The organism is Streptomyces sp. NPDC002324 (genome assembly GCF_053593335.1).
The window spans coordinates 1-12,093 of the sequence record NZ_JBSFCF010000006.1 but is presented as its reverse complement, the minus strand read 5'-3'; the positions used below and the strand labels follow the sequence as shown (position 1 = coordinate 12,093).

The following is a 12,093-nucleotide window of genomic DNA, read 5'->3' as shown; positions in this document are numbered from 1 at the left end:
GGAGTTCCGGTTGTTGCCCGGTTCGGCAACCGGGGCACGTGCAAGGTGGCCAGTCGAGCGGTTCCCGAACACGCTCGGGGTCGTGGACTTTGATGACCGTGAGCTGCCGTACCGAGTCGACGCGCTCACTGGCGGAGTCGACGCGGTAGACCTGGATGATCAGTCGGGAGGCCCCGCTCTCCGGGTGCCGCCCAGCCTTCACCGGCACCCGTCCGTGCCGGGTGCGTGGCACGAGCACGGGCACGCGGGCATCAGCAGCAGGCCCGTGGCTCCCGGCAGCGGTACGTCGGCGGTCTGACGGCAACTCCGGTGCAGATCCGCGTAGCCGGGCCGCCCGGCGAGCGCGCACTCGGCGGACAGCGCGGCGTCCGCCTCCACCGGGCTCAACACGCCACCGCCCGTTCGGTGCCGACGACGTGCCGGTCGAGGTCGATGCCGAAGTCGGCGGCGAGGACGAGGGCGAGCCGCCGCCGGGACTGCCGTGCCTGCTCGTGCTCGGCGGCGACGAGGTAGGGGCGGACGAGGGGGGAGGCGGAGCCGTCGAGGGGGGTGTCGGGGTCCAGGTTGTAGGGGGAACGGGGGGCCGAGGGGCGAATGGCGGCTGCCGTCGGGGGTGCGGGCTTGTAGTGGATGTCGGGCCGGCACGGGCGAGTACCGGCTCGCCTTCGGCCGGTGCCGGGGGCGAACAAGTCCAGCGTCCATCGCGAGAGCGCGTGGATAATGCTCACTGTCATCAGCTCCTTGTCAGCTGGTGGCCATGCCCCGGGAGGTCCCACAACCTCGCCGGGGTCCTGCGTCTCCGCAGCGTAGATGGACTGTACTACCCCCGTCTACCCTCTGGGGTGGCTATGGCAGGTATACAGCCCCCGCCTACTGTCCTGGAGCATGACCATTGACCGGGAAGGGCCAGTCCCGCCGTACCGCCAGATCGCCGACAGCCTGCGCGCCCGCATCGCCGACGGCACCATCCCGGCCGGCCGCCGCATCCCGAGCCTCGTCGAGCTGGAAGCCGAGTTCGGTGTGGCCCGCGACACCTTGCGCAAAGCTGTGAAGGTGCTGAAGGACGAGGGCCTCGTCGAGACGGTCACCGGCATGGGGGTGTACGTGGTGGACGGGCGACCCGCGGGCTCGGTCGGCGGCTGACGCGCGGCGCCTCTGCTCGCGCTCCACGGGCAGCAATAGGCCGGCCGCCCCTACCGCGGCCGCATCAGCCGCAGGTCCTCCCCCCACGCGTCCAGCACCGCGCCATGTCCGGCCCGGCGGGCCACCGGCTCGACCCGGGCGAAGAGGCGGCGTTGGGCGGACACGTCGCCCGTGGTCGTGATGTGGTGCAGGGCGTCCAGGAGCGCGCCGGTGTCCCAGCCGGGGAGCGGGAAGCGAGTCAGCTCCCAGACCAGGTACTTGTTGTACGGGCGGGGGCGCCGGTCCAGGGCGAACAGCGTCTCCAGCAGGTAGCGGACACTGTCGGCGGCGTCGAGGCGGGCCGCCAGCGCCTGGCCGTCGCGGTCGTTCTTGACCGAGCGGTACAGGGAGTTGGCGTAGGCGTCGAGCGAGGCCGCCGCTTCCCGGAAGGCTTCCTCCGCGCCGAGCCGTGCCTTGTCCGCCAGGATGCGGGCGATGCCTCCGTCGAGGCGGTCCAGCACGACCCGGGCACGGGCCAGGGCGTACCGCTCGAAGCCGGGCATGCCGGCGGCGCGGAACTCGTCGAGGGACAGGACGACGAGGTCGAGATGTGGGGTGCGGTGTCCCGCGAAGCGGGTGAGGGCCGTGCTCGCGCCGTTGGTGAGGACCACGTACAGGTCGTGGTCGGAGTGCGCGGTCGTCATGCCCTCGTGGGCCCGGGAGCCCTTGAGGACGAGGCCGACGACGGCGGGATCGTCGGTGGCGGTCTCCACGAACACGTCGTAGGAGATGAGGGGTCGCTGAGCGGTCATGGCGTGATCTCCGGTGTGGCGGACGACGGGTAGGCCGAACCGGGCGGCCCCCGGGACTCGCCAGGGTCGCCCGCACCCTCTGCGGCGGCACTCGGCCACCGCCCGGCAGATCAACGCACGTTGGGACCCTACCGCCCGCCGCAGGCGTCCCGCGCGGGCGTCGCATGAGCCCCGCGCTCGTCCCCTCCGCGCACTCCCGCGTTCTTCCGGCCCTGAACTCCGTTGCTCCGCAAGGGAGTTCAGGACAGGCGGGTTTCGGCCGTCGCCGTGGGTGGCGCGGCGAACCTGTCAGACAGCTTCGCTTTTCGTTCTTGAAACTTCGAACAACTGACGCCGGAGTCACGTATGTAGGGGAGTCATGGCTTCGGCGGAAGGACACGCGAAGTGCGATCCCCCCGGCACGTCAGAACGTCCCAGCACGCAGGCACCCCCGTCTCGGCTGTTCCCGCACAACCCTCCCGTGTCCCGGCGCGCCCACCCCGTCTGCCGGCACCCTCGTCCCAGGGCCTCTCGGTCGCCCTGGCCTGCGACCCGGGCCGGTGGCCGCACGACGACTGGCCGGCACCCGACGACCGGTACGTGAGCAGCGCCCTGCTCGTCCCGCCGCCCTACCGCGAACTCCGCGAGACCGAGGCGGACGTCGTGGTCCTGCACTGCGAGGACCCGTCGGTGTCCTTCGCGGGGCTGCTGAAGGCCATGGGTTCCATGAGCGCCCCCGTGATCGTCGTCAGCCCCCGCCAGGACGCCGACGGGGTCGTGGAGGTGTTCCGGGGCGGGGCCGGCTATCTGGTCGAGGGCGACTACTGCACCTGCATGCTCTCCTCCGCCGTCGTGGCCGCCACCGTCGGCCACACCTATTTCTCGCCCGTCGCCTGCGCCGCCATCCGGGACGCGGCCCAGCGTCTGCCCGGCCGCGGGGAGGCGAAGGAGCGGCTGCGGGCGCTGCTCTCACCCCGCGAGCGCCAGATCATGGAGCTGCTCTCCACCGGCCTCGGGGCCCAGGAGATCGGGCTGCGCCTGACGCTGAGCGAGAAGACCGTCCGCAACAACCTCAGCAACATCTACGCCAAGCTCGATGTCCGGGGGAGTACGGAGGCGGTGCTGAGATGGCTGGGAGCGACCCCCGAGGTTCGCGTATGAGAACACTCGGCCAGGAGTCTTCGAGACGACTCCGATAAGCACAGACGCTTTTATCGTAGCCCGCACGCAAAATCCCCCGCGCAGGGCACGGGGGATTGCTCGTGTTTCTCCGGACGCTATTGAATGGTTACGTCGGAGAGCGGGATCTCGATGTCGGTCACGTTCTCGCCGCCCTGCTCGAATCCGGGTTCGGCGCGAACGCTTCCCTCACTGTTGATGATTCCGTTGGCCTGAGGCGTGCCGCACTCCACATTGCGCAGCCAGAGACGTCCGTCCGGCGTTCCGCTGGGCAGGAGTTGCGGGTAGAAGACATGGACGGCGGTGGAGTTCTCGCTGGGCGAGAAGAACACCGTCTGGCCGTCCTGGGCCTCCTTGTAGGTGGCCTTGAGGAATCCGCTCACGTCGGTGCGCTTGTGGGACCACATGAAGAAGGCGATGTGGTCCGCCTTGACCGTGTCGGACCGGGAGAAGGAGAACGACGACGTGGTGTCGTCGCGCTTGATGTTGAACTCCTGGGTGGCGAACTTGACGCCGATCTCGAAGACGGAACTGGCCAGCTTCGTGCTGCCGTCCGTGTTGAAGCCGTCCTCCAGCTGAATGGTTCGTGTCACGGACGCCGTGCCGCTGAAGGTCTTCGTCGCCGCGGTGCCGACTCCGCAGTTGTCGGTCACCGAGGTGACGCGTTCGTTGGGGCCGAGGCTGTTGCGCTTGACCTGGACGTCGACGAACTCGCAGTTCTCCAGCTTGTCCGAGTTCGTACGGCAGTCGGTGGCCACCTCGTCGGGGGTGGCGGCTCCCGCGCTGTACATCAGCGGGACGGCCAGTCCGAGGGCGACGACCGGCGCCAGCGCCAGGGTGATGCGCTTCTTCTTGCTGCGGTGGTTGCCGCTGCGCCCGGTGCGTGTCATGTGGGTCTCCTGGGAGGGTGAAGGGGGATGAGTGCTGGTGGGGGGGCCGCAGAGGGGCTGTTCCGAGAAGGGGGGTCCCGGGAAGGGAGGGGTGCTCCGGGAGGGGTGGGGAGGGTGCGGCGCGGGGAGCGGCCTGTGTGGCGGGGCGGGTCGACCAGGGGCGTCGGGGGCCGGCCCCGGGTCAGCAGTCCTCCAGGACGACCTTGGTGGTGCCGTCCGCGAGCCCGGGCGTGCCCGCGGCGCTCTCCAGGATGACCGGGCCCTCGACGACCTCCGGCGCCACGAAGTTCTTCTCGGGGGAGGGGTTCACGGCGAAGCTGCCGGGATCGGCGTCGAGGTGGACGCGCCATTCGCCGGTCATGCGCTGCATCTTGGGCGTGAAGGTCACGTGCATCACCTTGCCGACGGGGACCTCCCGCTCTTCCGACTCGCTGGCGGTGGCCGTCTTGACGGTCATGTCCAGCGTGCCCTTGTGCTTCACCCAGCCGCCGCTCAGGGCTCCGAAGAGACCGCCGAGGGCGCCCTGCTGAGTCGCGGTGTACTTGCCCTGGCCCTGGGCCACCGCCTTCGAGAACTCGGTGGTCACCTTCGACGGTTCGGTGGCGTTCGGCTCGCAGTTCGGGAAGTCGACGGTGACCTTCTCCGTGGGGCCGTCGAAGGTCTCGAAATTCGTCTCGACGAAATCACAGGTGTCGGATTCGAATCCGTCACCGAGACCGCCCCCGAAATCGCGCGTCGACTGCTGCTTTCCGTCGAGCTTGGCGGTCCTTTCGCACATCCTCATGATGCGGTCGACGGTCGGCTCGTCGGCGGCGTTGGCCGACGGCAGCAGTACGGTGACGGTGGCCGCTCCGGTCACGAGTGACGCGCCGATCGCCAAGTATCGGACCTTCTTGTTCTTGAAGCGCCTCTTGGCTGCCATGACTGTCTCTCCTTGGGGGTTGCTTTACCTTCCGATGGAGGATTATTGGGGTCGCGTACAGACAGAGGACAGAGTCAAATGTCCCTACTCGCCGGTCACTTGCGATCGCATATGCAAGCCCTGGTCGCACAACTGACGCATCGTCAGCTTTGGCGGTACCCTGACCTCGGCCAACGCACCGCGAAGGGAGTCCACATGGGCAAGCTCGACGGACGTGTCGTCCTCGTCACAGGCGCCGCGCGCGGCCAGGGGGAGCAGGAGGCCCGGCTGTTCCGGGCCGAGGGCGCGCGGGTGGTCGTCGCCGACGTGCTCGACGACCAGGGGGAGGCCCTCGCCAAGGAGATCGGCGCGCTCTACGTCCACCTGGACGTGTCCAGCGAGACCGACTGGTCCACGGCGGTCGCCGCCGCCAAGGGCGCGTACGGCCGCGTCGACGGACTCGTCAACAACGCCGGTGTCCTGCGCTTCAACTCCCTCGTCGACACCCCCCTCGACGAGTTCATGCAGGTCGTCCAGGTCAACCAGGTCGGTGTCTTCCTCGGCATCAAGGCCCTGGCCCCCGAGATCGAGGCGGCCGGCGGCGGCACGATCGTCAACACCGCCTCGTACACGGGGCTGACGGGGATGGCGTACGTCGGCGCGTACGCCGCGACCAAGCACGCGATCGTCGGCCTCACCCGGGTCGCCGCGCTGGAGCTGGCCCGCAAGGGCGTCCGGGTCAACGCGGTCTGCCCCGGCTCCATCGACACCGCGATGACCGACCCGGGCGACGAGGTGACCGCCGAGGCCGTCGACAGGCTCTACCGCAAGCGCATCCCGCTCGGCCGGATCGGCCGCCCCGACGAGGTCGCCCGCCTCGCCCTCTTCCTCTCCTGCGAGGACTCCTCCTACATCACCGGGCAGCCGTTCGTCATCGACGGGGGCTGGCTGGCAGGGGTGAGCCTGTGACCGGGCGGCGCGGGCACGGGTCCCGTATCTGACGGCACGTCAGCTATTGACGCTCCACGGGGCCGGTGGAACAGTCGGCCGTACCGAGATCTGACGTTCAGTCAGATACTGTCGCCGGGTATCGCTGAGGACGGTGAACCTCCTTGGAATTCGGGCTCTTTGTACAGGGATACGTGGGCAAGCGGGCCGAGACGGACCCGCTCGCCGAGCACAAGGCGCTGATGGAGGAGACCGAGTACGTCATCCAGGCGGACAGGTCCGGCTTCAAGTACGCGTGGGCGTCCGAGCACCACTTCCTGGAGGAGTACTCGCACCTCTCCGCCAACGACGTCTTCCTCGGCTACCTCGCGCACGCCACCGACCGGATCCACCTCGGCTCCGGCATCTTCAACCCGCTCGCCCAGGTCAACCACCCCGTGAAGGTCGCCGAGAAGGTCACCATGCTCGACCATCTCACCGAGGGCCGCTTCGAGTTCGGCAGCGGCCGCGGGGCCGGATCGCACGAGATCCTCGGGTTCATCCCCGGGGTGACCGACATGAACTACACCAAGGAGATCTGGGAAGAGACCATCGCCGAGTTCCCCAAGATGTGGCTCCAGGACGAGTACGTCGGCTTCCAGGGCAAGCACTGGTCCCTGCCGCCGCGCAAGATCCTGCCCAAGCCGTACGGGAAGTCGCACCCCGCGATGTGGTACGCCGCCGGGTCGCCGCCCTCGTACTCCATGGCCGCGCGCAAGGGGCTCGGCGTGCTCGGCTTCAGTGTGCAGAAGGTCTCCGACATGGAGTGGGTGCTGGAGAAGTACAAGACGGCCATCGTCGACGCCGAGCCCATCGGTGACTTCGTCAACGACAACGTCATGGTGACGACGACCGCCATCTGCGCGCCCACCCACGACGAGGCGGTCCGTATCGCGGTGAACGGCGGGCTGCATTACCTGCCGTCGCTCGTCTTCCGGTACCACGACACCTTCCCCCGGCCCGACGGCTTCCCCGTGTGGCCGGAGACGCTGCCCGAGTACAACGAGGAGTTCATCGAACTGCTCATCGAGGAGGAGTTGTTGATCTGCGGGGACCCGGACGAGGTGTTCCGTCAGTGCAAGCGGTGGGAGCAGGCCGGGGCGGACCAGCTCAGCTTCGGGCTGCCGGTGGGGGTGCCGAAGGAGGCGACCCTGCAGACGATCCGGCTGGTCGGGGAGCACGTGATCCCGAAGATCGACACGGATCCGGTTCATCGGACGTCGCGGTTCCGCTCCGCGGCGGGCACGGTCTGAGTCCGCGGGTCCGTGGGGGCTGGTCGCGCAGTTCCCCGCGCCCCTGACCGGCATGGGCGGCACCGACATTCTTACCAGGCACCCGGAGGGGAGAGACATGCTCGACCATGTCATCAAAGGTGTGACCGTCGTCGACGGGACCGGTGCCCCCGCGTACACCGCCGACGTCGGGATACGGGACGGCCGGGTCGCCGTCGTCGGGGAGGTGACGGAGGAGGCGCGCACCACGGAGGACGCGCGCGGCCTCGTGCTCGCGCCCGGGTTCGTCGATCCCCACACCCACTACGACGCCCAGCTGTTCTGGGACCCGTACGCGACGCCGTCCCTCAACCACGGCGTGACGACGGTGGCCGGCGGCAACTGCGGGTTCACGCTGGCGCCCCTGAACCCCGAGCGCCCCGAGGACGCGGACTACACGCGCCGGATGATGTCCAAGGTCGAGGGAATGTCGCTGGTCGCGCTGGAGGAGGGCGCGCCCTGGAACTGGAACGGGTTCGGGGAGTACCTGGACGCCCTCGAAGGGCGGATCGCCGTCAACGCGGGCTTCATGGTCGGGCACTGCGCGCTGCGGCGGTACGTGATGGGGCCGGACGCGGTCGGCGGACAGCCGACCGACGAGCAACTGGACGCGATGCTGCGGCTGTTCCACGAGGCGATGGAGGCGGGGGCCTGGGGCCTGTCGACCACGCAGTCCTCGACGCACAGTGACGGGGACGGGCAGCCCGTCGCGTCACGGCACGCGAAGCCCGCCGAACTGATCGCGCTGTCACGGGCGGTCGGCGATCACGAGGGCACGCAGATCGAGGCGATCGTGGCGGGATGCCTGGACCAGTTCAGCGACGACGAGATCGATCTCTTCGTGGAGATGAGCGCGGTGGCCGGGCGGCCGCTCAACTGGAACGTCCTCACCATCGACGCCTCCGTCCCCGAGCGGGTGCCGAGGCAGCTGGAGGCGAGCGAGCGGGCCCGGAAGGCCGGCGGCCGGGTGGTCGCCCTGACGATGCCGATCCTCACGCCGATGAACATGTCGCTGGGCACGTTCTGCGCGCTGAACCTGATCCCGGGGTGGGGCCCGATCCTGGGCCTGCCGGTGCCCGAGCGGATCGAGCGCCTGCGTGATCCCGACGTCCGCGCCGAGATGCTGCGGCGCGCGGACTCCAAGGAAGCGGGCGTCTTCCGGCGACTCGCCAACTTCGGGCGGTACGTCATCGGCGACACGTACAGCGAGGCGAACGAGGGCCTCACCGGGCGGGTCGTGAAGGACATCGCGGCGGAGCGGGGGCAGGAACCGTTCGAGTGCCTGGTGGAGATCTGCGCCGCCGACGGCCTCCGTACGGTCCTGTGGCCCATGCCCACCGACAACGACCCCGACTCCTGGGCCCTGCGCGCCGAGACCTGGCGGCACGAGGACGTCCTGCTCGGCGGCTCGGACGCGGGCGCCCATCTGGACCGCATGTGCGGCGCTCCGTACACCACCCGGTTCATCGGGGACTGTCTGCGCGGCCGGAAGCTGGTCGGGCTCGAACAGGCGGTGAAGATGCTGACCGACGACCCGGCGCGCCTCTTCGGCCTGCGGGAACGGGGGCAGGTCCGGGAGGGCTGGCATGCGGACCTGGTCCTCTTCGACCCGGAGCGCGTCGACGCCGGCAAGGCCACCCTGGTGCACGACCTGCCGGGCGACAGTCCGCGCCTCGACTCCCGGGCGATCGGCGTACGGGCGGTCTGGGTCAACGGCGTCGAGGCGATCCGCGACGACGTGGTGACCGGGGCCGTGCCCGGGAAGGTGCTGCGCAGCGGCCGGGACACGCGGACGGTGAGTACGAAGTGAGTCCCGCGGAGTCTTCGGAACGGTCCTCGGAACGGCAGCGGTTGTTCGTCGGGGGCTCCTGGGTGGAGCCCGACGGCGGGCACTACGAGGTGGTCGACCCGGCGACGGAGAGCGCCGTCGGGTGGGCGCCGGAGGCCTCGCGGGAACAGGTGCACGCGGCCGCCGCCGCAGCCCGCGAGGCCTTCGGCCCGTGGTCACGGACGCCCGCCGCCGAGCGGGCCGCGATCCTCGCCCGGACGGCGGACCACATACGGCGCAACCTCGTGCCGTACGCCGAACTCGCGCAGGCCGAGAGCGGTGCCACGACCGGTACGGCGCGGGGGATGCAGGTGGGGGTGGGCGCCGCCCGTTTCCAGCGGTACTCCCGCGTGGAGCCGGTGGAGGAGCCGATCGCCCCCCAGATCAACGAGGCGGGGCCCTTCGGAGCGGCGGCCGTGATGGGCGCCCTCGCCGTACGGCACCCCGTGGGTGTGGTCACCTGCGTCACCTCGTACAACAACCCCTGGGCCAACCCGGCCGGCAAGATCGCCCCCGCCCTCGCCATGGGCAACACGGTGGTCGTGAAACCGGCCCCGCAGGACCCGCTCTCCGTCTACCGCATGGCGGAGGCCCTGGAGGCCGCCGGTGTTCCGCCGGGTGTGGTGAACGTGGTGAGCGGGTCGGGGGCGGAGGTGGGTGAGGCCGCCGTGGACTCCCCGGACGTCGACATGGTGAGCTTCACCGGCTCGACGGCGGTCGGACAGCGGATCGCGGAGGTGTGCGGGCGCGGGATGAAGCGCCAGCTGATGGAACTGGGCGGCAAGGGCGCGGCGATCGTCTTCGACGACGCGGACCTGAAGTCGGCGGTGGCGGGCATCGCGACCACCTTCACCTTCTACAGCGGTCAGATCTGCACGGCACCGACACGGGTGATCGCGCAACGCGGCGTCTATGACCGGCTGGTCGCCCAACTGGCGGCGTACGCGGGCGGGTTGCCGGTCGGCGACCCGCGCGAGAAGGGCACGGTGGTCGGCCCGGTCATCTCGGCGGCGCACCGCGACCGCGTCGAGTCGTACGTCGAACTGGGCCGCAAGGAGGGCGCGCGGGTGGTGGCGGGCGGTGAACGGCCGCCGTACGAGCGGGGTTTCTACGTCGCGCCCACGGTCCTCGCGGACTGCACCCCGGACATGCGCGTCGTCCGCGAGGAGATCTTCGGCCCGGTCGTCGTCGTCCTCCCCTTCGACGACGAGGACGAGGCCGTCACCCTCGCCAACGACAGCGACTACGGCCTCATCGACTACGTCTGGTCCGGTGATGTGGCCCGCGCCTTCCGTGTCGCCCGCCGTCTCCGGGCGGGAGGCGTGGGGGTGAACACCGTGGGCCGCAACATGGAGGCCCCGTTCGGCGGGTTCAAGAAGAGCGGGGTGGGACGCGACGTGGGCTCGTACGCGCTGCACGCGTACAGCGAGACGCAGGCGATCGTCTGGCCCGGGTGATCCCTTCCCATGTGACCGCCGGTGACGCAATGATGCTCGAATGCGGGATGTGCGGCGTGGCGGGCGAGTGGCGAAGGCGTGGCGTTGGCCCCTGTGGGGTGCGGTGGTCGCCGTGGTGGGCGCCCTGTTCGTGCCGATCGGCGCACCGCTCTGGGTGCATCTGGCGGTGACGCTCGGCGCGGTCGTCACACTCGTACGCATGGCGAACCGGGAGATCCCGTTCCCGGTGGCCGTGGCGCAGTGGCGGCTCGGGGGCGACGACCCCGGCGTACTGCGCGCCCGTGTCCTCTCGGCGGCGGCGTGCCTGCCGCAGGGGCAGCCCGGTCTCGCGGTGTACCGGCTGAAGTCGGTACTGCCTGACCTGACCCGCGTACTGGGCGCGAGCCACCCCGACACGCTGTCCGCCCGGGTCCTGAGCACCCAGATACGGGGCGAGACCGGGGACTTGCCCGACCGTCTCGCCGCGATCGACGACCTGATCGCCGACATCACCCCCGTCCTCGGCCCCGGCCACCCCGACACGCTCGCCGCCCTCTACTGCCGGGCCGAGTGGCTCGGCCAGGACGGCCGCACCGACGAGGCGGAGGCGGCCTACACCGGTGTCGTCGCAGCGGGCACGGAACATCTCGGGGCCGACCACAACATGACCTTGATCGCCCGCAGTTCGCTGACGATCCTGCGCCACGACCGGGCCGGCCGGACCGGCGACGGGACCGCGGCCGCCGCCGCTGTCGAAGACATGGCCGCCGTCGTCGACTCGATGGAACACGCCCTCGGAGCCGACGATCCGACCACAGGCTCCACCCGCCGCCTCCTCACCCAGTGGCAGAACGCGCGGCACCGAAAGGCGGAGTGATGGTCCGCCGGTGGCGGTCCTAGTCGCTGAGGTCCTGTTCCGTCGGCTCCCCGCGACCGATCGACAGGGACCAGCGCACCCCCGGATCGGCGGTGACGGAGACGACGCCCGCGCGGTTCGCTCCGTCGAGGGCGAACTGGTTGTAGATCTCGCTCACTTCGCCGTCGACGCAGGTCAGCGGGAAGGAGGTGGCCAGGGAACGGATGACGACGTTCATCCCGCCCTTCCCCTCGCACCGCACCCCGATGGTCACGGCCTCTCCGTCGCCCTTCTCCGCCTTGCCGAACTCCAGCGCCGCGTTGCCCCGGGTGCCGTTCTGACGCAGGACGACTCTGTCGGCCATGTCCAGGTCCGGGGCGTGGGCCACGGACTCCCCGCCGTGTCCGGCGTTCGCGTCGTTCTCGTTCTCGTTCTCGTTCGCGTCCGCCGCCGAAGTGCCCTTGGCCGGTGTCGCCTTCGCCGGGGTCGGCCCGGCCGTCCGTACGGACCGCTGCTTCTGCGTCTCCGTGTCACCGTTCGACGAGCAGCCGGTGGTGGAGAGGAGTGCGGCGGCCGACATCAGCGTCAGGGTGGTGAGTGTGCGGCGTGACATGAACGACCCCCGTCGTCGGCCCGCTGGTGGCGGGCGAGGCCGTGATCGTGGCACCGGGCCGAGAACGGCAACAAGGCGAAGGGACGAGTTCAGCGAGATTCTTGCGAGGAACCCCAGGCGTTTACGCCTGGGAGGAATCGCATCGTGTGGTAGCGACGCGGAGCGTCGCAGTGTCCGGGAGTTCGGGCGCGGAGCGCCCGTAGGGCTGTCTGGCGAAGC

General features: G+C 70.1%; 13 protein-coding genes. 7 read left to right on the top strand and 6 right to left on the bottom strand.

Annotated features, from left to right (window positions below; translation table 11 throughout):
• Positions 1–198: 198 nt before the first annotated feature.
• Both ACWCRJ_RS10700 and ACWCRJ_RS10695 read right to left on the bottom strand, forming a co-directional pair.
• Complete coding sequence (locus ACWCRJ_RS10700; RefSeq protein ID WP_450939177.1) at positions 199–378, bottom strand: hypothetical protein; 180 nt, start codon at positions 376–378, stop codon at positions 199–201.
• 5 nt (positions 379–383) lie between these two features.
• The gene (locus tag ACWCRJ_RS10695) at positions 384–734 is read right to left on the bottom strand and encodes a hypothetical protein (RefSeq protein WP_450938935.1); all 351 of its coding nucleotides are present in this window, start codon (positions 732–734) and stop codon (positions 384–386) included.
• Between the two features lie 151 nt (positions 735–885).
• Between ACWCRJ_RS10695 and ACWCRJ_RS10690 the strand changes: the two genes are divergently transcribed.
• Complete coding sequence (locus ACWCRJ_RS10690) at positions 886–1,143, top strand: GntR family transcriptional regulator (protein ID WP_450938934.1); 258 nt, start codon at positions 886–888, stop codon at positions 1,141–1,143.
• Positions 1,144–1,193: 50 nt separating this feature from the next.
• Here the strand turns inward: ACWCRJ_RS10690 and ACWCRJ_RS10685 are convergent, their stop codons facing one another.
• A complete protein-coding gene (locus ACWCRJ_RS10685) occupies positions 1,194–1,934 on the bottom strand; it encodes a hypothetical protein (RefSeq protein ID WP_450938933.1) in 741 nt (246 codons plus the stop codon).
• 483 nt (positions 1,935–2,417) lie between these two features.
• On the opposite strand from ACWCRJ_RS10685, the gene ACWCRJ_RS10680 reads away from it, so the two are divergent.
• Positions 2,418–3,074 (top strand): helix-turn-helix domain-containing protein, encoded by a 657-nt coding sequence (locus ACWCRJ_RS10680; RefSeq protein ID WP_450939176.1) that lies wholly within the window; start codon positions 2,418–2,420, stop codon positions 3,072–3,074.
• A 116-nt stretch (positions 3,075–3,190) separates the two neighbouring features.
• On the opposite strand, the gene ACWCRJ_RS10675 is transcribed toward ACWCRJ_RS10680, so the two are convergent.
• Complete coding sequence (locus tag ACWCRJ_RS10675) at positions 3,191–3,982, bottom strand: hypothetical protein (protein ID WP_450938932.1); 792 nt, start codon at positions 3,980–3,982, stop codon at positions 3,191–3,193.
• 181 nt (positions 3,983–4,163) lie between these two features.
• Positions 4,164–4,904 (bottom strand): hypothetical protein, encoded by a 741-nt coding sequence (locus tag ACWCRJ_RS10670; RefSeq protein ID WP_450938931.1) that lies wholly within the window; start codon positions 4,902–4,904, stop codon positions 4,164–4,166.
• A 195-nt stretch (positions 4,905–5,099) separates the two neighbouring features.
• On the opposite strand from ACWCRJ_RS10670, the gene ACWCRJ_RS10665 reads away from it, so the two are divergent.
• The 5 genes from ACWCRJ_RS10665 to ACWCRJ_RS10645 all read left to right on the top strand — a co-directional run bounded on the left by ACWCRJ_RS10665 (position 5,100) and on the right by ACWCRJ_RS10645 (position 11,282).
• The gene (locus tag ACWCRJ_RS10665) at positions 5,100–5,852 is read left to right on the top strand and encodes an SDR family NAD(P)-dependent oxidoreductase (RefSeq protein ID WP_450938930.1); all 753 of its coding nucleotides are present in this window, start codon (positions 5,100–5,102) and stop codon (positions 5,850–5,852) included.
• A 143-nt stretch (positions 5,853–5,995) separates the two neighbouring features.
• Entirely contained in the window at positions 5,996–7,123 is a 1,128-nt protein-coding gene (locus tag ACWCRJ_RS10660) for an LLM class flavin-dependent oxidoreductase (RefSeq protein ID WP_450938929.1), read from the top strand.
• Positions 7,124–7,220: 97 nt separating this feature from the next.
• Entirely contained in the window at positions 7,221–8,951 is a 1,731-nt protein-coding gene (locus ACWCRJ_RS10655) for an N-acyl-D-amino-acid deacylase family protein (protein WP_450938928.1), read from the top strand.
• Positions 8,948–10,426 carry an aldehyde dehydrogenase family protein gene (locus tag ACWCRJ_RS10650; RefSeq protein WP_450938927.1) on the top strand — a complete coding sequence of 493 codons (1,479 nt, stop codon included), beginning with the start codon at positions 8,948–8,950 and terminating at the stop codon, positions 10,424–10,426. The genes ACWCRJ_RS10655 and ACWCRJ_RS10650 overlap by 4 nt, the downstream gene beginning before the upstream one ends.
• A 40-nt stretch (positions 10,427–10,466) precedes the next feature.
• Entirely contained in the window at positions 10,467–11,282 is an 816-nt protein-coding gene (locus ACWCRJ_RS10645) for a tetratricopeptide repeat protein (protein ID WP_450938926.1), read from the top strand.
• A gap of 19 nt (positions 11,283–11,301) precedes the next feature.
• Here ACWCRJ_RS10645 and ACWCRJ_RS10640 read toward each other — a convergent pair whose 3' ends face one another.
• Complete coding sequence (locus tag ACWCRJ_RS10640; protein ID WP_450938925.1) at positions 11,302–11,874, bottom strand: hypothetical protein; 573 nt, start codon at positions 11,872–11,874, stop codon at positions 11,302–11,304.
• Positions 11,875–12,093: the final 219 nt, after the last annotated feature.